Consider the following 20,706-nt stretch of genomic DNA (forward strand, 5'->3'; position numbering starts at 1 on the left):
GCCGACGAATGTCGGCCGCGGCCGATACTCTGAGAACTGATCAAGACGAAGACCTGATCAACAGGTGTGCGGGACACCGAAGTCGGGAAGGCCGCAGGAGCGGGGGCGGCGGCGATGGGGGCGGAAGTGGCGTTCGACGGTTTCGATTTCACTCCCGGGGCGCAGGTGCCGCTCACGGGCTCCGCGGGGCAGACGGCGGCGACCTTCGCCCTGGCCTCGGCGGCGTACCGCGACAGTCCCATGGAGGAGATCCTCAAGGCCGACAACGAGTGGCACCAGTCCACGGTGAAGGCCGGCCGGATCAAGCTGTTCGCGCCGAATCTCGGCGAGGCCTTCGCGGGGGCCGTCACGGCCCGCATGCTGGGCGCGGGCCGCGCTCCGCTCATCCAGTCCTTCGGCACCGAGCCGCAGGTCGTCGTGGAGCACTGTCTCGCGGCGACCAACATCCGCCGGGAGCGCGACAACTGGCTGTCGGCCGTCATGGTGCTGTGCGGGCTGCTGTTCCTGCCCGGGCTGCTGGTGTGGCTGATGGTCTTCCAGATCCGCACGCAGATCGCCAAGCGCGCGGACAAGCGGGGTTCCGCGCTCGGCACCACCCTCCTGTTCGCCGTCGGCGCCCTGGCCGTCCTCTTCCTCGTCCGCATGCCGTTCACGGGCTTCTGGGCCTGGTACGCGCGTGCCGCGGTGGTCCTCCCGGTCGTCGGCTGGCTGTGGGCGAAGCGGATCTGCGAGCGCACCGCCAAGGACCTGCGGGAGCGCTGGGACGGCCTGCTGTCGGGCGGCGGCGTCGGCGCCAAGATCCCCGAGGCGGTCCCCGGCAGCCCCGGTGAGACGGCGGCGGAGCAGCTGCGCCAGTCGCTCGCCCGGCTCACCGCGGAGCAGCAGTCCAACTCGGTCTTCTACGCGGGCCCCAAGGGCGTGCTCGGCATGGGCACCCGCTGGGGCAGCTGGCAGCTCGCCGAGGACCTGGTGGCGCGGGACGAGAAGAAGGAGATCCACCCGTTCCGCAGCTGGGACGTCATCCGCAGCATCCACGACCAGCTGCGCATGCTGGAGCGCGGTCCGCTCAATACCGGTGGTTTCCCGGCGCCTTCGATAAAGCACTGGATCGTCACGCCGATCGGCGAGAAGGCGACCGCGGTGTCCCGGCCGGGCGGCACGGACGTGGACGCCTACACGGTCAAGACGCACGCCGTGCAGGACATCTGCAACAAGCAGCAGTTCGGCAGCGGGGACCGGCACTACCTCGGGGTCCAGTGGACGCTCTGGGACGGCCAGTTGATCATCACCATGATGATCACGGTGACCGTGCTGCACCAGACACTGCGCATCGAGGTGACCGGGCACGCGCTGGGGCCGGTGAACCCGCTGTTCACCACCAAGCCGGAGGCCCCCACCAAGGAGGTCGCCAAGACCGTCAAGTTCTGGGAGACCCGCAAGGTGAGCCTGCCGCTGGTCACCGCGGACGAGGTCGTACGGCTCGCGGCACGGGCGCCCCTGACCTGGTATCCCCCGCTGCTGAACTGGATCGGCGGGAGCCTCGGGCTGCCCGAGCCCTTCGGCCTGCGGCACGCCTGGGCCGATCAGCCGTGGCGGCACCGTTTCATGGCGGACGACGCGCTGCGGGCCGCGACGCCCGTGCTGCGCGTGGTGCACTCGGCGGCGATCAAGGTCCTCGAGGAGAACGGCGTCGACACGGAGAAGTTCGGCAACCGCTCGGCCTTCCTCAGCACGGCGGTGCAGGACCCCTCGCCGCGCAAGGCCGACGTGTACGACGCGTAGCCGCACGGCGGTCGCGCCCCGGGCGCGACGGCGGCCGGGGCGCCCGGTGGGGCGCCCCGGACCCGGCTACGCGGTGGGCCAGGCCTCCGCCAGCATCTTGCGGGTGTCCGCGAGAAGCTGGGGCAGCACCTTGGTGTGGCCGACGACCGGCATGAAATTGGTGTCGCCGCCCCAGCGGGGCACGATGTGCTGGTGCAGATGGGCGGCGATGCCGGCGCCCGCGACGGTTCCCTGGTTCATGCCGATGTTGAAGCCGTGGGCACCGGAGGCGGCACGCAGGGCGGTCATGGCCTGCTTGGTCAGCTCACCGAGTTCGGCGGTCTCCGGCCCGGTGAGGTCCGTGTAGTCGGCGACGTGCCGGTAGGGCACGACCATCAGGTGCCCGCCGTTGTACGGGTAGAGGTTGAGCACCGCGTACACGTGCTCCCCGCGCCTGACGATCAGCCCGTCCTCGTCGGACTTGGCCGGTATCGAGCAGAACGGACAACCGTCGTCGGCCCCCGGGCCGGTGGGCTTGTTCTCCCCCTGGATGTAAGCCATCCGGTGGGGCGTCCAAAGGCGCTGGAACGCGTCCTGCGTTCCCACCCCGATCTGCTGCTCCGGCTCACTCGTCATGTGTTGCAGCATATTGCTTCGCCCGTTCGCGGCGTGTCGGCGGGTGCCGGGCGAAGGAGCCTGCGACCAAGCTGTGGCCATGGACGACGACAGCCCGATGACCCGCTGGGAGCACCGCACCGAGGTACCGCTGGCGGTCGGGTCGCTGCTGTTCCTCTCCGCGTACGCGGTCCACGTCCTGGCGCACCAGCTGCCCGAGGTGGCGCGCGACATCTGCCTCTCGGTGATCATGGTCACCTGGGCGGCGTTCCTCGTCGATTACCTGGTGCGCTGGCGGCTGAGCGGACAGGGCCGGCGGTTCGTCCGGCACCACGTGCTGGACACCGTGGTCCTCTTCCTGCCGCTCATGCGGCCGCTGAGGGTCGTCAAGCTCTACGACGCCGTGCAGCGGCGCCACGGGGAGCCCCGTCTCCCGCTGTACGCACGGGTGATCTTCTACGCGAGCCTCTCGGTCCTGCTGCTCGGCTTCTCGGGTGCCCTCGCCGTCTACCAGGCCGAGTACCAGGCACCCCACGCGACGATCGTCACCTTCGGCGACTCGGTGTGGTGGGCCGCCTCCACGCTCGCGACCGTCGGGTACGGCGACGTGACACCGGTGACGCCGATGGGGCGGACGATCGCGGTCGCCATGATGGCGTGCGGTCTGGGGCTGCTCGGCGCGGTGACGGGGTCCTTCTCCTCGTGGCTGCTGCAGGTGTTCTCGCGCGAGGGCGACGACGAGAGGCCCCCGGGAAGCTGAGCTTCCCGGGGGCCCCGAAACCCCGCGTGCGCGGGGACGACGTCACACCTGAACGCGACGCTCCACGACATCGACGAGCTTCGCCAGCGCCTCGTCACGCGGAATGCCGTTCTCCTGCGAACCGTCGCGGTAGCGGAAGGACACCGTGCCCGCGTTCATGTCCTCGTCACCGACCAGGATCATGAACGGCACCTTCTGCTTCTGGGCCGTCCTGATCTTCTTCTGCATCCGGTCCGAGGACGCGTCGACCTCGACGCGCAGGCCCTTCTTCTTCGCCTCGGCGGCGAAGGTCTGCAGGTACTCCACGTGCGCGTCGCCGATCGGGATGCCGACCGCCTGGACGGGCGCCAGCCACGCCGGGAACGCGCCCGCGTAGTGCTCCAGGAGCACGGCGAAGAACCGCTCGATGGAGCCGAAGAGCGCGCGGTGGATCATGACCGGGCGCTGCTTGGAGCCGTCGGGGCCGGTGTACTCCAGGTCGAAGCGCTCGGGCAGGTTGAAGTCGAGCTGGACCGTCGACATCTGCCAGGTGCGGCCGATGGCGTCGCGGGCCTGCACGGAGATCTTCGGGCCGTAGAAGGCGGCGCCGCCCGGGTCCGGGACCAGCGGGAGGCCCTGCTTCTCGGCGACCTGGCGCAGCGTCTCGGTGGCCTCCTCCCAGATCTCGTCCGAGCCGACGAACTTCTCCGGGTCCTTGGTGGACAGCTCCAGGTAGAAGTCGGTGAGGCCGTAGTCGCGCAGCAGGTTCAGGACGAAGGTGAGCGTCTTGTCGAGCTCGTCCGCCATCTGCTCCTTGGTGCAGTAGATGTGCGCGTCGTCCTGCGTGAAGCCCCGGGCGCGGGTCAGGCCGTGCACGACGCCCGACTTCTCGTACCGGTACACGGTGCCGAACTCGAACAGGCGCAGCGGCAGCTCACGGTACGAACGGCCGCGCGCGTCGAAGATCAGGTTGTGCATCGGGCAGTTCATGGGCTTGAGGTAGTAGTCCACGCCCTCGTCGAGCTGCATGGGCGGGTACATGCCGTCGGCGTACCAGTCCAGGTGGCCCGAGGTCTCGAAGAGCTTCCCCTTGGTGGCGTGCGGGGTGTAGACGAACTCGTAGCCCTCCTCCTCGTGCCGGCGGCGCGAGTAGTCCTCCATGACCCGGCGGACGATGCCGCCCTTGGGGTGGAAGACGGCGAGGCCGGAGCCGATCTGGTCCGGGATGGAGAACAGGTCCAGCTCGTTGCCCAGCTTGCGGTGGTCGCGCTTCTCGGCCTCGGCGAGGAAGTCGAGGTGCGCCTTCAGCTCCTCCTTGGAGGGCCAGGCGGTGCCGTAGATGCGCTGGAGCATCGGGTTCTTCTCGCTGCCGCGCCAGTACGCGGCGGCGTTGCGCATCAGCTTGAAGGCCGGGATGTTGCGGGTGGTGGGCAGGTGGGGACCGCGGCAGAGGTCCTTCCAGCACAGCTCGCCGGTCTTGGCGTCGAGGTTGTCGTAGATGGTCAGCTCGCCGCCGCCCACCTCGACGTCCGCGCCGTCGTCCGAGGACGCGGAGCCCTTGATGCCGATGAGCTCCAGCTTGTACGGCTCGTCCGCGAGCTCCTCACGGGCGTCCTCGTCGGTGACGACGCGGCGGGAGAAGCGCTGCCCGCGCCGCTGGATCTCCTGCATCTTCTTCTCGACGGCCTTGAGGTCCTCGGGCGTGAAGGGCTTCTCCACGTCGAAGTCGTAGTAGAAGCCGTCCTTGACCGGCGGGCCGATGCCCAGCTTGGCCTCGGGGAAGAGCTCCTGCACGGCCTGGGCCATCACGTGGGCGGTGGAGTGGCGCAGGATGTTCAGGCCGTCCTCGGAGGAGATCTCGACCGGCTCGACCTCCTCGCCGTCCTTCACCTCGTGGGCGAGGTCCTTCAGCTCGCCAGCCACCCGGGCCGCGACGACGGTGCGCTCGCCGGTGAAGAGGTCGGCGGCCGTAGTGCCCGTCGTCACCACGCGCTCTTCCCGCTCGGAATCGCGTTGGATGATCACACGGACGTCTGACACCGGTCTCTCCTGACTGAAGGGGTCCCACACCACATACGGGATGGCATGGCAATGCCCCGAATCCTACCGAGCCGGGGGTCCCCTCCGCGAAACGGTTGTGGACAGTGCGCCCCGGTCCGTGCCGGGCGGGCGCCCGGATCCCCGCCGTACGGGCACCCGGCGCTCGCCGTCGGCGCGCCTCAGTCCTCGCTGCACGCCTCCTCGAAGAAGTCCAGGTTCTCCTGGAGCGACTTCATCAGCCGGTCCCGTTCGGCCTCGTCCACCTGGACGGGTACGACTCCGGTGGCGTCCGTGAGCCTGCGGAAGCCGCCGCGGCTCTCCAGGCGGCCGTGCACCCGTACCGGCAGTCCGACGATGTGGGCCTGGCCCGCTATCCGGTACGACTCCTCGTCGAGGGTCATCCGGACGTGCGGGACCTCGGCGCCCGCGATGACCCGCAGCCGTACCGTGCCCGCCCCGCGCGGGCCCGACCTGCGCATCCGGACCACGGCACCGGTGAGCCGCACCGGCACGGACGGCTCCTCGCGCAGATAGCGGGCCCCGGCCTCGCGCAGCACGGGCAGGTCGCCGGGCGAGAACTCGACGGGCTCGGCGGGGTTCGCGCCGCCCTCGGGGACGCCCGCGGCGGGTGACCACTCGACGGTGATCCGGGCGCCCTCGGTGCCCCGGACGAGGGCCACCAGGGACTCCGTCAGCTCATGGCTGACGCCCGCCTCGACGGCCGCGTCGAAGGCGTCCATGCCTCCGGTGGCCCGCTGGTAGTCGATGGCCTCGCGGGCGGCGCACAGCGCCTCGTGCAGGCGTACGGCGAGCGGCCGGCCCGTGGTGACGGGCACGAAGGCGGCGAGGCCGCGGCCGCCCGGTTCCGCGCCGACCAGGACGTTCTCCAGGGAGGCGGCGGCCGCCCTGCGGTGGCGGGCGCCGTAGTAGCCGGCCCGCGCGCGGGCCGCGAGCGCGCCGGCGAGCAGCATCTGGCGGGCGGCCCCGCGGGTCTGCTCCTCGACGGTCCAGGGCGCCGCGCCCACGGGACCGGTCGGGACGTCCCGCCACCAGTGGATCTCGTCGCTGGGCACGGCGAGGGCGAGGAGGACGTCACGCGCGGACGGGGAGGCGCTGCGGGCGAGCGCGACGAGCGCCTCGCCCAGGAGGTCGTCGCTGTCGGGGAAGGCCCGGTTCTCCGGCACCAGCAGGCTGGTGCCGCCGCCCCCGGGCCCGGGCGGGGTCCACCTGCCGTACCGCCCGGCCGCTCCCCCGCGGCGCTGCCAGCCGTGGCGCCGCAGCAGCGCGCCGAGAACGGCCGGGTCCACCTGATCGGGGGGCGGCGGATCGTTCCAGAAGGCTTCGGCGGGGTGGGGCCTGACCGGCCGGAGGGCCTCGTCGATGGGGCGGTGTGTCATGGTCTGCCTCCCGTCCCGACCCTCGTCATGATCTCGCACAGGGCCCGGTCGTCGAAGATCCGGGCCGTCGGGATGCGGACGGTGGTCCGGCGCCGGCCCGTGATGGCGTGTCCGGCGAGGTTGATCCAGTAGCAGCAGTGCCGCAGGTCGAGCCGGTCGTGGCTGGCGCGCAGCCAGTCGTCCTGGGACCTGGGCACGAGCATCACGACCAGGATCTTGTGCACCGAGACCGGGGTGCGCGCGAGCTTCGCCAGGTGCTCGTTGTCGAGCGTGAAGGAGAAGGCGGGGCCCGGGGGGTTCGGCGGGATCTGGTACGTGCACTTGAGCTGCACCTTGATGGTGACTTCGTCGTCGACCGTGTGCCCGGGGGCGCTGTGGCTGACGTGCCAGTCGATGCCGTTGTCGGGGAACGGCTGGGACAGCGAACAGCCCGCGGCCGCCGCGACGGCGTGCAGGTATCCCACCTGCAGGGTCTCCATGCAGGCGGTGGTGGCGAGCGATCCGCGGTGGGGTGCCGTCCGCTGGGGCAGCAGCCCGCCCCGTTCGGGCTGCGCGATTGCCATGAGCCCAACAGCCTCCCAGGCTTGGTGTATCCCCGTGACGGGTCGCTGAACTGCAAAGACCCGTATCTCTGTTGTCTCCTTCCGGCGTACGGCGCAAACAGCCCGGGTATCACCAAACGGGCAGAAGGCGGTGCGTCAGCTGCCGTGGGTGAACGAGGAGTTGTGTGCGTATGACGTGCTGGTACGAGGGCCCTTTGGCCGCGTTCGACACGGAGACCACGGGCGTGGACGTCGAGACCGACAGGATCGTGTCGGCCGCCGTCGTCGTCCAGGACGCCGCGGGTGCCCGTCCGAGGGTGACCCGGTGGCTGGTGAACCCGGGAGTGCCGGTCCCCGAGGGGGCCACGGCGGTGCACGGGCTCACGGACGAACATCTGCAGCGCAACGGCCGCTGGCCGTCGCCCGTGATGGAGGAGATAGCACGGGAGCTGAGCGAACAGGCCACGGCGGGCCGGCCGCTGGTGGTGATGAACGCCCCGTTCGATCTGACGCTGCTGGACCGGGAGTTGCGCAGACACCGTGCCTCGTCGCTCGACCGCTGGTTCGAGTCGGCGTCGCTGCGCGTGCTCGATCCCCGCGTCCTGGACAAGCATCTGGACCGCTACCGCAAGGGCCGCCGCACCCTGACCGATCTGTGCGCGCACTACGAGGTGACGCTGGAGGGCGCGCACGACGCGGCGGCCGACGCGCTGGCCTCCATCGAGGTCGTCCGCGCGGTGGGGCGCCGTTTCTCGGCCCGGCTGGAGCGGCTGTCGCCGTCCGAGCTGCACACGCTCCAGACGGTGTGGCACGCGGCGCAGGCGCGCGGGCTGCAGGCCTGGTTCGCGCGCAGCGGTTCACCGGAGGCGGTGGATCCGGCGTGGCCGCTGCGCCCGGAGCTGCCGGCGGCGGCCTGACCGGGCACGATGCGGGCGGGAACGACGAAAGACCGGCCCGTCGACGACGGACCGGTCTTTCCCGGGTGGGCGATACTGGGTTCGAACCAGTGACCTCTTCGGTGTGAACGAAGCGCTCTCCCACTGAGCTAATCGCCCGGGAACGCACTGAACAATACAGGTCCCGGCGGGTGGGGTTCAAACCGCGTCGAGACGAGCTTTCAGACCGCGCCGTCCCGCGCGCATCATCAGGGCGTGGTTGGCGCGGAAGAAGGGCCGTCCGGGCACGGCGAGCCGCCGCAGCAGCGGCGTGGTGACGTGCACTTCCTGGTCGTAGCGGGCACGGGTTCCCGGGCCGGCCGCGACGAGGGTCCAGCGTGCCCAGCCGTCGAGATCGCCCGACATCCCGATCTCCAGGACACCGGCCTCCGGGTCCCGGCGCGCCGTGCGGGCGGTGATGGTGATGTCGTACGGCAGGACCGAGCGGATCCGGATGACGCCGCTGTGCTCGTCGACGGGTCTCACCTCGCGCACCTGGGGCCACCAGCGCGGGTAGGCCTCGGCCTGCTCCAGGACCGCGTAGACGTCCGCCGGCGGCGCGGGCAGTTCCCACACGGTGCGGAAGCGGTAGTGGGTCCAGTCCATGGGCCGAGTGTGCCCGCAGCGGCCCGGCTGCCGGAAGTACCCGCCGCGTACGTGCGCCGACATGAGTACGGCGTGAGTACGCGCGCTCATGTCCGGGGGCACCGCCCGGACCACACTCCGAACCATGACCCACATCCCGTCCCCGGCCGAGGAATTGCGGCTCATCGACACCGAGCTGCGGCAACTCGACGCGCGCCGGACCGTGTTGCTGACCCGCCGCGCCTGGCTCGTCCACGCCCTCCGGCAGGCCTCCGTACGGACCGCGCCCCCGGCACCCAGCGCCCGGCGGTCCGAGACCACCGCGCCCGGCGTGCAGAACGTCCTCCTGCTCCTCGGCGGCGTCCTGCTGGCCGTCGCCGCCGTCGCGTTCACGCTGGTCGGCTGGGGGCACCTGGGGATCGCGGGACGGTCGCTGGTGCTCGGCGCGGTGACGCTGGCCGCGCTCGGCGCGCCCGTGCTCCTGCTGCGGCGCGGGCTGCGTTCGACGGCCGAGGCACTGGCGGGGATCGGTCTCGTGCTGACGGTCCTGGACGCGTACGCGCTGTACGCGGTCGCGCTCCCCCGCACGGACGGCGCCGGCTACGCGGCGCTCGCCTCGGCGGCGCTGGCCGCGGTGTGGGCGGCGTACGGAGTCGTGCTGGGCGCGCCGCTCCGGGCGGGCTCCGAGGCGCGTGCGTCGCTGCGGCTGCCCCTGCCCGCCGCCGTGGCCGCCGCGCAGCTGCCGCTGCTGCTGTGGGCGGTGGCCGCCTCCGCGGGTGCGTACGCCGTCACGGCCGCCCTGCTGGTCACGGCGGCGCTCGACGCGGCGCTCGCCCCGCGCACGCCCGTGAGGTCTATCCGCGCCGTCGCCGCCGCCGGGGCGTACGGCCTGGGCGGCTGGGGCACCTTCGCCGCCGGCTGGCTGTCCTGGACGTCCGCCGGCCCGGGCGCCGCCGCCCGGGCGGCGGCGCTCCTCCTCCTCGCCGCCTCGATCGCGCTGACGACGGCGTGGAGCGCCCCGAGGCCGGGCCTCGGCACGAACACCGCGACGGGCGTCGCCGCGGTCGGCGGGCTGATCGGTGTCGTCGCGGTCGGCGGGGTGCTGCGCGTGTCCCTGCCGGACGCGTGGACGGTCCCCGGCCATCTGGTGTGCGGCATCGCCCTGCTGGCCGTCGCCGGAACGGGACTTCCCGCGCCGGTGCGCCGCGGACTCGCCCTGGCCTCCGGCTGTGTGGGGACCCTCTCCGTGGCCTGGGCACTGCCCGTGGTCGCGCTCTCCCTGCTCGGGCCGGTCGGCCGGGTGGGCTCGGTCTGGTCCGGTGCTCCGGCGGACGCGCGGGCCGCGGTGACGAACGGTCTGCCCTGGCCCGCGGACGCGGTCACGGCACCGCTCGTGCTCGCGCTCGTCGCCGCCGCCCTGGTGGTGGCCGTCCGCACCGCCGCATGGCGTCCGTACGCCCTGGCCTGCGCGCTGATCCTGGCGTGGGCGACGCTGCTCGTCCTCCCGGCGACCCTCGAACTCCCCTACGCGGCCGCGCTGTCCGTCCACGGAATCGTCACGGCGGCCCTGCTCGGGTACGCCCGCCGGACCGGCCCCCGGCTGACGGCCCTGGTGCTCGCCCTGCTCACCTCCCTCGGCCTCGCCTTCCTCGCGCTGGCCTCCGAGGGCGCGACCCTGACGGTGCTCGCCGCGCTGACCGTCCTGTTCGCGGCGGCCGCCCCGCGGCCCGGCCTCGGTCCGGTCGCGGCTCCCGCGGCGCTCGGGTACGCGACGGCCCTCGTCTGCGCGGCGGGCGCCTCGCTCGGTCTGCAGCCCCAGCACACGGCGCTGCTCGTGCTGCTCGTGCCCGTGGCCGCCGCGCTGCTCGCCGCGCGCGCCGAGGACGGACCGACGACCCTGTCGGTCGAGATCACCGGTGCCCTGGCCGGGCTGCTCGCCATCGCCCTCGCGGTGGCCGAACCGGCCCTGCTGGCCACGGTCCTGGCCCTGTGCGGACTGATCGCCGCGGGGACGGCCGTACGGGAGGACCGGCACCCCGCCGGGTACGCGGCCACCGCCCTGTTCGTGCTGGCCTCCTGGGTCCGCCTCGCGTCCTGGGGTGTCGGCTCCCCGGAGGCGTACACCCTGCCGGTCAGCGCCGCCGCCCTGCTCCTGGGCGCGTACAGGCGCCGCTCGGACACCTCGGTGTCGTCGTGGACGGCGTACGCGCCCGGCCTGTCCGTGACGCTCGCGCCGAGCCTGTTCGCGGCGTGGGGCGACGGGCAGTGGCAGCGTCCGCTGCTGCTGGGCGCCGCGGCGCTCGCCGTGACCCTGCTGGGTGCCCGGCACCGGCTGCAGGCTCCGCTGGTGCTGGGCGGCGCCGTGCTCGTGCTGGACGCCCTGCACGAACTCGCCCCGTACATCGTGCAGGTGGTGGACGCGCTCCCCCGCTGGACGCCTCCCGCGCTCGCCGGTCTGCTGCTGCTCGCGCTGGGCGCCACCTACGAACAGCGGATCCGTGACGCGCGGCGGGTGCGGGAGGTGCTGGGGAGGATGGACTAGCCGGCCGTCCTCGGGGACCGGTCACGACGGCATCCGGTCCCCGAGGAGTGCCAGGTTCTCGATGGCGGCGAGGCCGTGGAGCGCCGTGTCGTTCGTGTGGACCCGATCGGCCTCGCTGCCCGGCACCGGTGCGACCGGCCCGCTTGCCGTCGGTCGTCGGAATCGGCGCCGGACCGTAACCGCTGTCGCCCTCCGCCGTATAACGGACCGTGAAGTTGTCCCAGGTGAACTCGGAGGCCGCGTGACCCGCCGAGAGGGAGGACTTGGGTTTGTCCTGTTCGACCCGCTTGGGATCGGTGACGATGCCGGCCTCGACGCGGTTGTAACCGTCGGCCCACCACTCCGTCAGATCGGCCTCGTCGAAACCGAGTCCGCCCTCGGTGAAGAACGTCTTGCCGTTCTGCCGGAGGTAGAGGTCGTACAGGTACATGATGCTGAAGTAACCGGTGTCGCCCGCCACCTTCTGGGTGTCGTGAATTCTCTTGAGCGCGGCGAAGTACTCGTCCCAGGTCCAGCCCTGCTGCGGCTTGACGCCCGCCTTCTCGAACACCTTCTCGTCGACGACAAGTGACATGGTGTTGGATCCGACGGGAATTCCGAGCCGCTTTCCGTCGACCTGGCCGACCTTCTCGACTCCGGCGCGGAAGTTCTTCAGGCTCGGATTTCCGGCGCCCATCTGGGACTTGAGGTCGAGCAGGATCCCTCGCTTGTCGTACTTCCGCAGAAACCCTACGGCGTTCTGGAATACGTCCGGCGGATTTCCGCCCGCAGCCCGGGTCTGGAACTTCTCCCAGAAAGCCACGTAATCCTGGAAGTCCGTCTGTACCTTGATCTTCGGATATTTCTTCTCAAAGAGCTCGACGGACCGGTTGATCCGCTTCGCCCGCTCGTCCGCGCCCCACCAGGCGTAACGGATCGTCACCGTCCCGTCCCCTGCGCCACTTCCACCTCCGCCGCAGCCCGTCGTCCCTCACTGCCGGGCCTCCCCGCAACGTCGACGCCGTCCGCGTGAATCGCTTCAAGCAAGCGCTTGCTACCACAAGGTGCGGAGGTGCTCCGAGCGCGCCAATGATTCGGGCGGGAATCGGTGTGCGGCACTCCGATCCCGCCGCGTCGGCCTCAACACCCTTCCCCGCGCACTCGTACACGAGTACGCAGGTCGAACCCGCGCGGGTCGGCCCGCCGAACGTTCCCTGGACGACGGAACGACTCGGCGGCGCGGCCGAAAACGTACCGTCACGGGGGTGCCGGCCGGGGGCGGGGGAAACGGAGCGTGAGGAGTGGAACACCTGTCCGTGTGCCGCGCCGGCGTTCACGGGCCCCGGCCCCTCCGAACCTCCCCACCCGAACCCCGACCAGGGCCGCCACCCCAGCCCCCCTCACCCTCTCGGGACACAACCTTCTTTCGCCCCCTCCGCCCCTGCCCTTCCCACCCCTGGGGCTCCGCCCCAGACCCCGCTCCTCAAACGCCGGAGGGGCTGGATCTTTCCCCGGCCGGGGCCGAAACTCTCCCCGCACCAGGAACCAAGCCGGAAGAACTGGATCTTGCACCCTCAGTCGACGGCGCACGGGCGGGGCCGAACGGCGAGCACGACGTACCCGCAGTCGGGTACGCGCGGAAGGGGCCGTGCCGGTACATCACATGCCCGTCGCTCACGTCCGGATCGAGCAGCGGCCCCTCGTCGACTCACGTCCGATCCAACGGCGACGGGCGGATGTACCGGCACGGCCCCGACCCACCCACCTCGCGGATCCGGCCCGGGACGACGAGAACGGCCCCGGTCCACGATGTCGTGGACCGGGGCCGTCTGTCGTACGTGTGGGCGATACTGGGTTCGAACCAGTGACCTCTTCGGTGTGAACGAAGCGCTCTCCCGCTGAGCTAATCGCCCGGGCGCAGGAAGAACATTACCCCATGTCAGGGGATGGCTTCGACCATCCGGACCAGCCCGGAGAGGGCCCGGCCCGGCCTCGTCACTCCTCGATGTTCCACGGCATCACGAGCCCGAACCTCCAGAGGTACACCCCCACCAGGACGGCGACGATCACGAGGCCGACCGTGGTGAGGACGATGTTGCGGCGCCGGACCTTGGGGTCGAGCGCCCGCTGCGCCGCCTCCGTGACCTTGCGCTTCGTCCAGCGGAGCACGAGCTGAGCCCAGACGAACTCGGTCGCCCAGATCGCCATGCCGCCGAAGATCACCAGCCAGCCGGGGCCCGGCAGTGGAAGCATGACCACACCGGCGGCGACCACCGCGAGCCCGACGACGAAAACGCCGACCTGCCAGCTCACGTGCAGCGCGCGGCGGGCCTTGATGAATTGGGGCGCACGCGAACCGAGCGCTCGCTCATTCTCCGCCCCGTCGCCTGCCCCGTCGTCCGCCCCGCCGTCCGTCATGGCGGCCTCACCCAGCTCGTCACTCCCCGTATTCATACGACCAAACCCTACCCGAGAGAAACCAGTCACCGGAATGGCCCTATCCGGAGAACGCGCCCTCGGCCGGATGAGTTACATAAAGACATGCAAAACCCTCAGAGTGGTTTACAACGGCACCGTAGGTGGCATGTCGATTTCGCCGACGTGCGAATCCCCGAGCGCACACTGAGCGAAAGGCCCTGGCGCTTATGAACACCACGGTCAGCTGCGAGCTGCACCTGCGCCTCGTTGTGTCGAGCGAGTCCTCACTGCCTGTACCCGCAGGACTGCGGTATGACACGGCCGATCCCTACGCCGTGCACGCCACCTTCCACACCGGAGCCGAGGAAACCGTCGAGTGGGTGTTCGCCCGCGACCTCCTCGCCGAGGGTCTCCACCGGCCCACCGGCACCGGCGACGTCCGAGTCTGGCCGTCCCGGAGCCACGGCCAGGGCGTCGTATGCATCGCCCTGAGCTCCCCGGAGGGTGAAGCCCTGCTCGAAGCCCCCGCGAGGGCCCTGGAGTCATTCCTGAAGCGAACGGACGCGGCCGTGCCGCCCGGCACGGAACACCGGCACTTCGATCTCGACACGGAGCTCTCACACATCCTGGCCGAGAGCTGACGCGTCACGACAGAGCCGCCCGGCGCCGTCCACTCGGGGAGACGGCTCGGGCCCAGACAACCGCATAGGGAAGGTACCGGCGCCGGCGCCGCGGAGGGTTCGCGGTGGCGGCGCCGCTGCGCGTTTCCGGACACGGGCTCCCGCTCCCGCGCACCCTCGCCCGTCTCCCCCGCGCCGCGAAGCCACTACCATCGGCCAGCATCGGGCGGGCGCCCTCGCCCGACCCCCAGGCCAGGGAGCGAAACGTGCTGATCACCCACGACACCCGGTGCGCACTCGACGCCGTGGTGGATCTGGTGAACACCGCGCCGGAGGACGAGACGGCGGACGGGCTCGCCGATGTGCCGTCCCTCGCCGATTTCGTGCGAAAGCACGAGATCAGTGATGTCGGCGTGCTGTCGGAGCGCGATCTCGCAGCCGTACGGGACGTTCGCGGCCGGTTCGCCGGGGTCTTCGCCGCCGACGATCCGCGTGTCGCCGCCTCGCTCATCAACGAGCTGGTCGCGGCCGCGGGCACCACGCCCCGGCTGACGGACCACGACGGCTACGACTGGCACGTCCACTACTTCGCGCCGGGCGCCTCGGTCGCCGATCACCTCGCGGCCGACTGCGGGATGGCGCTGGCCTTCTTCGTGGTCGCCGGAGAACAGGACCGGCTGCGGCGCTGCGAGGCCCCGGACTGCCGGCGGGCCTTCGTCGATCTCTCCCGCAACCGCTCCCGCCGCTACTGCGACAGCCGCACCTGCGGGAACCGGCTCCATGTCGCCGCCTACCGGGCACGCCGCAAGGAGGCCGCGGGCTGACCTGCTCGCACCACCACCCGACCCCAGGGACCACAGGGGTCACGGGAACCACCCGACCACAGGGACCGCGGGAGTCGCCGCGGTCAAGGGGTCGGCCGGCCGGACCGACGGAGCCCTCGGCGGGTGGCGCCAGGGGCTCCGTGTACAGCTCAGAGCAGCAGCAGGTCGTGCAGCGAAGCCATGAGCAGCAGACAGCCGATCACCGCAAGGAAGATCATCAGCGGCGGCTGGGAGAGCGCGAAGAGACAACCACGCCGCTCCTCGGGAGGAGCAGCGGTGTCGCTCGTTGTTGTGTCCAGCATCTCGCGGGCGATGATGCAGCAGAGGACGCCCGCTTCGCGATCAACACGCCCGGAACATACGGGAGTTCGCTGGATGATGTGACGGGAGCGCTCGAACGTGAACGGTTCCGCGCGTTCCCTGTGTCACGTATGCGATCTCGTGTCGTCCCAGCAGGTCATATTCCGTGCTTCTTCAGGATCGCCTCGATGTCGCTGAAGTCGTCCCCGGAGCCGTTCGCCCGCGGCGCGGCGGCCGGTCGGACGGCGGGGCCGGAGCCCTGGCCCAGCGACGGGGCCGAAGCCGCGGGAGCCGCCGCCTCGCGCCGGCCGGCGGCCTTCGCGGCTCTGCGTTCCTTCCGCGTCCCGCCCTCGCGCCGCTCCACGGCACGCGTGATCATGAACAGTGCCCAGGCGGCGCCGAGCACCGCGAAGCCGGCCCACGCGGTCGGACTGAACGCGGTGTCGGCCAGCCAGCCGACCACTCCGGTCATGACCAGGCCGATCGGCACCAGGGAGTAGGCGGCGATCCGGGCGGCCGCCAGGAAACGCTTGCGGTACGCCGTCACCGCGGCGATGCCCAGGCCGGCGACGGAGACGGCTGAGCAGACGGTCTCTGCGATCATTCCGGTCCTCCAGGCGGGGCTCGGCGCGACATGGTTCCTCGTCCCCTCCATCCTGCACCGCCCCGTGCCCGGTATGCCACGGTCCGGGCAGACCTCAGGGACATCTCGGGGTCGCCGTCCTCCTCAGGTCCCGGTGGGGCCGCCCCCCTCACCGGACTGGGAGACTGGATCCCATGAACGACTCCTCCACCGCGCGCCCAGCCCCCGTCGTCCTGGAGGTCTGGTGCGATCTCCAGTGCCCCGACTGCCGTGACGCCCTCGCCGACCTCCGCGCGCTGCGCGCCCGCTACGGCGACCGTCTGGAGCCGCGCCTGCGGCACTTCCCCCTGGAGAAGAACAAGCACGCCTTCGCCGCGGCGCAGGCCGCCGAGGAGGCCGCCGAGCAGGGGGCCGCCTGGCCGTACGTCGAGGCCGTACTCGGTCGCGTCGAGGAGCTGAACCGCGGCGGCGAGGACTTCCTGGTCTCGGTCGCGCGGGAACTCGGCCTGGACGCCGAGGAGTTCGACACGGCCCTGATCGACGGGCGGCACATCCTGATCGTCGACGCGGACCAGGCCGAGGGCAAGGCGATCGGTGTCACCGGCACCCCGACGTACGTCGTCGGCGGTGAGCGCCTGGACGGCGGCAAGAGCCAGGAGGGGCTGCGCGGACGGATCGAGGAGATCGCCGACCGCCTGCTCGCCGGACAGGCCTGACGCCCGCCGGGTCCGTGACGGGCTCGGGCTCGGGTTCGAACCGAGGCCGGGTCTCGGACTCGGGCTCGGGCCGGAGCGGCGTCCCGTCCCGGCTAGAGCAGCGTCTTGTACAGGTGGTACTCCGTCGTCCCGTAGCCGAGTGACTCGTAGAGCCGCTCGGCCGGGGTGTTCCCCGCGAAGACGTTGAGGGCGATGCGGGGCAGTCCGGCGGCCGCCGCCCGGGCCTCGGCGAGCCGCATGAGCGTCCGGCCGTGTCCGTGCCCGCGCCGGTCGGCGCGGACGCGGACGTCGTAGACGAAGGCGAGTCCGCCCCGGCGCCCCAGCCAGAGATCGCCCACGGGGACGCCCTCGTGCTCCAGGACGCTCAGCCACATGTTCGCGGTGGCCGGGCCCTGCGGCAGCGCGCCGCCGAAGTCGCGGTCCGCCTTGGCGAGCGCCTCGGCCTCCGGCACCCCGCGCCGGATCCAGTCCTCGGCGTAGTCCAGCCTGCCCGCCCGGTCCCAGACCTCGTATTCGTCCTGGGTCATGGGACGGTCGGCGCTGCCCGGCGGGAGGACGAGCGCGGAGCCGTCGAGCGACTTCTCCATGATGCGGTTGCGCAGCACGTAACCGAGGGTCCCGGTGAGCCCCAGGGCCGCCGTGGCCTCGCCGGGAACGGTCACCTCGATCCGCCGGCAGCCCCAGCCGCGGGCCACCTCCTCCGCGGCCAGCGCGGCCACGGTGCCCCGGCCGCGGCCCCGGTCCGGCTCGTCGATGCCGAGCTCGTGGATCCTGGCGGCGGGCGGGCCCGAGCCGGGTTCCGTGGCGAGGTGTACCCGGCCGACGGGACGGCTGTTCACGCACACCTGGTAGCGGCGTGAGAGCGTCCCGTCGGCGGCGCGGTGGAGCGGCTCGGTCGGCCGCAGGGTCGTGGTCATCACGGGTGTTGTACCCGCTGGGGCGCACGTCGTCAGCCGAATTGCCCGGCGATCACGGGCCGGCGGCCTCCGGGACCGCTCAGGGGTCGAGGTCGTCTCCGGCCCGCTCGTCGAAGACGCGCATCGCCTTGGCGGTCACCGGGCCCGGCGCGCCCGGCAGTTCACGGCCGTCGACCCGGTGCACGGCCTGCACGTCGCGCAGCGTGGACGTCAGGAAGATCTCGTCCGCGCGCTCCAGGACGTCGAACGGCAGGTCGGTCTCCTTGGCGCCGGTCCATTCGACCGTGAGGGCGCGGGTGATGCCGGCGAGACAGCCGGAGGCGACCGGCGGGGTGTGGATCTCGCCGTCGAGGACGACGAAGACGTTCGACCCGGTGCCCTCGCAGAGTTGGCCCACCGTGTTGGCGAACAGCGCCTCGGACGCGCCGTGTTCGCGCGCGCGGGCCAGGGCGACGACGTTCTCGGCGTACGAGGTGGTCTTGAGGCCGGTCAGGGCGCCGCGCTCGTTGCGGGTCCAGGGAACGGTGACGACGGCCGTGGAGTCGGGGCGCGGGGCCGAGCCGCCGAGCGCGACGACGAGGGTCGGGCCGTGCTCTCCGCGGTCGGAGCCGAGCGGGCCGTGACCGCCGGTGTAGGTGATGCGGAGCCGGCCGAGCGGCATCGGGTTGGCGTCGAGGACGGCGGCGCAGGCGCGGCGCACCTCGTCGGCGTCGGGCTCGGGCAGGCCCAGACCGCGTGCCGAGCGGGCCAGCCGGTCGAGGTGGCGGGTCAGCGCGAAGGGCCGGCCGTCGACCGTCTTCACGGTCTCGAAGATGCCGTCACCCACGGTCAGCCCGTGGTCGAAGACGGAGACGCGGGCGGCCTCGATGTCCTGCAGCCCGCCGTCGAGCCAAAGCTTCACTGGTCCCTACCTCGCTCGTGAGTGTGCCGGGTGTGTCGTCCGGCACAGCGTTCCGGCCCGGTCCCCGCGCCGTCCCGATACCGGATCAGTCGGAGAGGGGCCCGTCACCCGCGTCGTACGTCCCCGACGCTACCGCGAGCAGCCGGGACGCCTTCAGCTCGGTCTCCCGCCACTCCCCCTCGGGGTCGGACCCCCAGGTGATGCCCGCCCCCGTGCCGAAGCGCAGGACGCCGTCGGCGCGGTCGATCCAGAACGTACGGATGCCCACGGCCAGCTCCCCGGTGCCCCGGTCGGCGTCGACCCAGCCGATGCCTCCGCAGTACGGGCCGCGCGGCGCGGTCTCCAGGGCCTCGATGATCCGCAGCGCGCTGGACTTCGGGGCGCCGGTGACGGAGCCGGGCGGGAAGGCCGCGGCCAGGAGTCCGGGCCAGCCGACGTCCTCGCGCAGTTCGCCGCTGACGGTGGAGACGAGGTGGACGAGCCCCGGGTGCTTCTCGACGACGCACAGGTCGGGCACGGTGACGGTGCCGGTGGCGCAGACCTGGCCGATGTCGTTGCGGACGAGGTCCACGATCATCACGTTCTCGGCGTAGTCCTTCTCCAGGAGGTCCGCCTCGGTGCGTCCGGTGCCCTTGATCGGGCCCGACTCGACGCCGCGGCCCGCACGGCGCACGAAGAGTTCCGGGGAGGCGGTGGCTATCTCGACGCCGTGCTCCGGCAGCCGAATCGTTCCGGCATAGGGCGCCGGGTTGCCGCGGGCCAGCAGGGCGGTCAGCGCGTCGACGTCGGCGTCGGGCGGGACGGGCGCGGAGAGCACGCGGCAGAGGTTCGCCTGGTAGACCTCGCCGGCCGCGATGTGCTCCCGGATGCGCCGGACACCGTCCGTGTACGCGGCGCGGTCGAGGGACGACGTCCAGTCGCCGGCCGCCGGGCCGTGCCACCGTCCGGGCACCGGGGCGGGCACCGGCTCCTCTCGTACGTCCCGGAAACGGGCGCAGGTCAGACGTCCTTCGAAGTCGGCCGAGACGGCCCAGAAGCCGGTCGAGTCCAGGGCCGCGGGATCGCTGGTGACGTCGAGGAGACCGGTCGCGACGAGGCCGCCGAAGCGGGCGAGAGGAGGGAGGTCGAGCACGCAGACGAGTCTAGGGCGGGTGTCCTGCGAGTGCCCTGGCCATGTCCTCGGGCGGGCAGACCGCAGCACGCTGCGCAAACGCGTTTTTGTACTGGCCCGGGAATCCGCTAGAGTTCAACTCGTCGCCGGGACGCGCAAGCGAAACGGAAACGACAAGCGGACGTAGCTCAGTTGGTAGAGCGCAACCTTGCCAAGGTTGAGGTCGCCAGTTCGAACCTGGTCGTCCGCTCGCAGGAAGTGGGGGATCTTCCCGAACCCGCACTCCTGGTGGAGTGGCCGAGAGGCGAGGCAACGGCCTGCAAAGCCGTCTACACGGGTTCAAATCCCGTCTCCACCTCCAAGGACGATTAGCTCAGCGGGAGAGCGCTTCCCTGACACGGAAGAGGTCACTGGTTCAATCCCAGTATCGTCCACTGGTCCGCAAGGACCTGATCCGCAAGGATCCCCGCGCGATTAGCTCAGCGGGAGAGCGCTTCCCTGACACGGAAGAGGTCACTGGTTCAATCCCAGTATCGCGCACGCAGTACCGGCAGCAAACGTGGCCCCGGCCGCGTGACCTGCGCGATTAGCTCAGCGGGAGAGCGCTTCCCTGACACGGAAGAGGTCACTGGTTCAATCCCAGTATCGCGCACCAGCAAAGCCCCCGGCCGTCTCGACGGCCGGGGGCTTCGTCGTACCCCCGCGCTCCGGCCGGGGCGCGCCGTGTCCGCCGCCCGGACCCACGGGCCTGGACACGCGCGGACCCGGACACGACGAAGGGCCCCTCCGCCGGGGAGGGAGCCCCTTCGTGTCGTTCAGGACGAGAAGAGCATGTGGCCGAAGCTCTTGTGACGGTGGTGGCCGCCGTGACCGCCGTAGTGACCACCGCCGTGACCGCCGTGCTGCGGGGCGCCCCAGGCGGGGGCCGGCGCGGACGGGTACGCCTGCGGGGCGCCCGGAGGCGGCGGCGCGGGCTGGGACCACTGCGACTCCACGCGGGTCAGCGCCTCCAGCTCGCCGTAGTCGAGAAAGATCCCTCGGCAGCCGCTGCACTGCTCGATCTGGACGCCGTTGCGGTTGTACGTGTGCATCGGCGCATGACATTTCGGACACTGCATGCTCGGCTCAACTCCTCGCCGGTCGGTACTGCTTCCGCCAGGACAGACACTGCCCGGCCTCGG

Annotated in this window: 19 protein-coding genes, 7 tRNA genes and 1 pseudogene; 12 read left to right on the plus strand and 15 right to left on the minus strand. The window is 71.6% G+C overall.

Features of this window, described 5'->3' with window-relative positions; translation table 11 throughout:
* Positions 1-114 precede the first annotated feature (114 nt).
* The gene (locus tag ACICHK_RS08950; protein ID WP_151468444.1) at positions 115-1,782 is read left to right on the plus strand and encodes a DUF1705 domain-containing protein; all 1,668 of its coding nucleotides are present in this window, start codon (positions 115-117) and stop codon (positions 1,780-1,782) included.
* Between the two features lie 66 nt (positions 1,783-1,848).
* Here ACICHK_RS08950 and ACICHK_RS08955 read toward each other — a convergent pair whose 3' ends face one another.
* A complete protein-coding gene (locus tag ACICHK_RS08955) occupies positions 1,849-2,409 on the minus strand; it encodes an HIT domain-containing protein (protein WP_151468443.1) in 561 nt (186 codons plus the stop codon).
* A 67-nt stretch (positions 2,410-2,476) separates the two neighbouring features.
* On the opposite strand from ACICHK_RS08955, the gene ACICHK_RS08960 reads away from it, so the two are divergent.
* Positions 2,477-3,136, plus strand: a complete 660-nt coding sequence (locus ACICHK_RS08960) for a potassium channel family protein (protein ID WP_406836491.1) — start codon at positions 2,477-2,479, stop codon at positions 3,134-3,136.
* A gap of 42 nt (positions 3,137-3,178) precedes the next feature.
* On the opposite strand, the gene thrS is transcribed toward ACICHK_RS08960, so the two are convergent.
* The 3 genes from thrS to ACICHK_RS08975 all read right to left on the minus strand — a co-directional run bounded on the left by thrS (position 3,179) and on the right by ACICHK_RS08975 (position 7,115).
* Positions 3,179-5,155: a threonine--tRNA ligase gene (thrS, locus tag ACICHK_RS08965; RefSeq protein ID WP_406836492.1), complete on the minus strand. Its 1,977-nt coding sequence runs from the start codon at positions 5,153-5,155 to the stop codon at positions 3,179-3,181.
* Between the two features lie 179 nt (positions 5,156-5,334).
* Positions 5,335-6,552 (minus strand): hypothetical protein, encoded by a 1,218-nt coding sequence (locus tag ACICHK_RS08970; protein ID WP_406836493.1) that lies wholly within the window; start codon positions 6,550-6,552, stop codon positions 5,335-5,337.
* Positions 6,549-7,115 (minus strand): DUF4365 domain-containing protein, encoded by a 567-nt coding sequence (locus ACICHK_RS08975; RefSeq protein ID WP_151468439.1) that lies wholly within the window; start codon positions 7,113-7,115, stop codon positions 6,549-6,551. The genes ACICHK_RS08970 and ACICHK_RS08975 overlap by 4 nt, the downstream gene beginning before the upstream one ends.
* A 170-nt stretch (positions 7,116-7,285) precedes the next feature.
* Here ACICHK_RS08975 and ACICHK_RS08980 point away from each other — a divergent pair, with 170 nt between their 5' ends.
* Positions 7,286-8,011 (plus strand): 3'-5' exonuclease, encoded by a 726-nt coding sequence (locus tag ACICHK_RS08980; RefSeq protein ID WP_406836494.1) that lies wholly within the window; start codon positions 7,286-7,288, stop codon positions 8,009-8,011.
* A gap of 66 nt (positions 8,012-8,077) precedes the next feature.
* On the opposite strand, the gene ACICHK_RS08985 is transcribed toward ACICHK_RS08980, so the two are convergent.
* Together ACICHK_RS08985 and ACICHK_RS08990 are read right to left on the minus strand one after the other, a co-directional pair.
* Positions 8,078-8,149: transfer RNA gene (locus tag ACICHK_RS08985), tRNA-Val, on the minus strand.
* 39 nt (positions 8,150-8,188) lie between these two features.
* Positions 8,189-8,635 carry an SRPBCC family protein gene (locus tag ACICHK_RS08990; RefSeq protein WP_406836495.1) on the minus strand — a complete coding sequence of 149 codons (447 nt, stop codon included), beginning with the start codon at positions 8,633-8,635 and terminating at the stop codon, positions 8,189-8,191.
* A gap of 124 nt (positions 8,636-8,759) precedes the next feature.
* Here ACICHK_RS08990 and ACICHK_RS08995 point away from each other — a divergent pair, with 124 nt between their 5' ends.
* Positions 8,760-11,156, plus strand: a complete 2,397-nt coding sequence (locus ACICHK_RS08995) for an SCO7613 C-terminal domain-containing membrane protein (protein ID WP_406836496.1) — start codon at positions 8,760-8,762, stop codon at positions 11,154-11,156.
* 130 nt (positions 11,157-11,286) lie between these two features.
* Here the strand turns inward: ACICHK_RS08995 and ACICHK_RS09000 are convergent.
* The 3 genes and pseudogenes from ACICHK_RS09000 to ACICHK_RS09010 all read right to left on the minus strand — a co-directional run.
* Positions 11,287-12,123 (minus strand): annotated as a pseudogene (locus tag ACICHK_RS09000) (ABC transporter substrate-binding protein); the annotation flags it as partial.
* An 853-nt stretch (positions 12,124-12,976) separates the two neighbouring features.
* Positions 12,977-13,048 (minus strand) — tRNA-Val (locus ACICHK_RS09005).
* 82 nt (positions 13,049-13,130) lie between these two features.
* Positions 13,131-13,589 (minus strand): TIGR02611 family protein, encoded by a 459-nt coding sequence (locus tag ACICHK_RS09010; RefSeq protein ID WP_406836497.1) that lies wholly within the window; start codon positions 13,587-13,589, stop codon positions 13,131-13,133.
* 191 nt (positions 13,590-13,780) lie between these two features.
* Here ACICHK_RS09010 and ACICHK_RS09015 point away from each other — a divergent pair, with 191 nt between their 5' ends.
* Both ACICHK_RS09015 and ACICHK_RS09020 read left to right on the plus strand, forming a co-directional pair.
* Positions 13,781-14,194, plus strand: a complete 414-nt coding sequence (locus tag ACICHK_RS09015; RefSeq protein ID WP_003959770.1) for an SsgA family sporulation/cell division regulator — start codon at positions 13,781-13,783, stop codon at positions 14,192-14,194.
* A gap of 245 nt (positions 14,195-14,439) precedes the next feature.
* Complete coding sequence (locus ACICHK_RS09020; RefSeq protein WP_151468434.1) at positions 14,440-14,997, plus strand: CGNR zinc finger domain-containing protein; 558 nt, start codon at positions 14,440-14,442, stop codon at positions 14,995-14,997.
* Positions 14,998-15,146: 149 nt separating this feature from the next.
* Here ACICHK_RS09020 and ACICHK_RS09025 read toward each other — a convergent pair whose 3' ends face one another.
* Together ACICHK_RS09025 and ACICHK_RS09030 are read right to left on the minus strand one after the other, a co-directional pair.
* Positions 15,147-15,299 carry a hypothetical protein gene (locus ACICHK_RS09025; protein WP_167455603.1) on the minus strand — a complete coding sequence of 51 codons (153 nt, stop codon included), beginning with the start codon at positions 15,297-15,299 and terminating at the stop codon, positions 15,147-15,149.
* Between the two features lie 155 nt (positions 15,300-15,454).
* Entirely contained in the window at positions 15,455-15,901 is a 447-nt protein-coding gene (locus ACICHK_RS09030) for a hypothetical protein (RefSeq protein WP_151468433.1), read from the minus strand.
* 173 nt (positions 15,902-16,074) lie between these two features.
* On the opposite strand from ACICHK_RS09030, the gene ACICHK_RS09035 reads away from it, so the two are divergent.
* A complete protein-coding gene (locus ACICHK_RS09035; protein ID WP_406836498.1) occupies positions 16,075-16,596 on the plus strand; it encodes a DsbA family protein in 522 nt (173 codons plus the stop codon).
* A 92-nt stretch (positions 16,597-16,688) separates the two neighbouring features.
* Here the strand turns inward: ACICHK_RS09035 and ACICHK_RS09040 are convergent, their stop codons facing one another.
* The 3 genes from ACICHK_RS09040 to ACICHK_RS09050 all read right to left on the minus strand — a co-directional run bounded on the left by ACICHK_RS09040 (position 16,689) and on the right by ACICHK_RS09050 (position 19,546).
* Complete coding sequence (locus ACICHK_RS09040) at positions 16,689-17,513, minus strand: GNAT family N-acetyltransferase (RefSeq protein WP_406836499.1); 825 nt, start codon at positions 17,511-17,513, stop codon at positions 16,689-16,691.
* A 79-nt stretch (positions 17,514-17,592) separates the two neighbouring features.
* Positions 17,593-18,414, minus strand: a complete 822-nt coding sequence (locus ACICHK_RS09045; RefSeq protein ID WP_151468430.1) for an aminotransferase class IV — start codon at positions 18,412-18,414, stop codon at positions 17,593-17,595.
* Between the two features lie 85 nt (positions 18,415-18,499).
* Positions 18,500-19,546: a chorismate-binding protein gene (locus ACICHK_RS09050; protein WP_406836500.1), complete on the minus strand. Its 1,047-nt coding sequence runs from the start codon at positions 19,544-19,546 to the stop codon at positions 18,500-18,502.
* 156 nt (positions 19,547-19,702) lie between these two features.
* Here ACICHK_RS09050 and ACICHK_RS09055 point away from each other — a divergent pair.
* The 5 genes from ACICHK_RS09055 to ACICHK_RS09075 all read left to right on the plus strand — a co-directional run bounded on the left by ACICHK_RS09055 (position 19,703) and on the right by ACICHK_RS09075 (position 20,180).
* Positions 19,703-19,775: transfer RNA gene (locus tag ACICHK_RS09055), tRNA-Gly, on the plus strand.
* Between the two features lie 37 nt (positions 19,776-19,812).
* Positions 19,813-19,886 (plus strand) — tRNA-Cys (locus tag ACICHK_RS09060).
* Between the two features lies 1 nt (position 19,887).
* A tRNA-Val gene (locus tag ACICHK_RS09065) sits at positions 19,888-19,959 on the plus strand.
* Positions 19,960-19,993: 34 nt separating this feature from the next.
* Positions 19,994-20,065, plus strand: a tRNA-Val gene (locus ACICHK_RS09070).
* Positions 20,066-20,105: 40 nt separating this feature from the next.
* A tRNA-Val gene (locus ACICHK_RS09075) sits at positions 20,106-20,180 on the plus strand.
* Between the two features lie 160 nt (positions 20,181-20,340).
* Here ACICHK_RS09075 and ACICHK_RS09080 read toward each other — a convergent pair.
* Positions 20,341-20,643, minus strand: coding sequence for a zf-TFIIB domain-containing protein (locus ACICHK_RS09080; RefSeq protein WP_103547841.1), 303 nt, complete (start codon positions 20,641-20,643; stop codon positions 20,341-20,343).
* Between the last annotated feature and the right edge of the window lie 63 nt (positions 20,644-20,706).

This window comes from Streptomyces sp. AHU1, from assembly GCF_045343905.1.
GTDB classification, from domain to species: domain Bacteria; phylum Actinomycetota; class Actinomycetes; order Streptomycetales; family Streptomycetaceae; genus Streptomyces; species Streptomyces triticiradicis.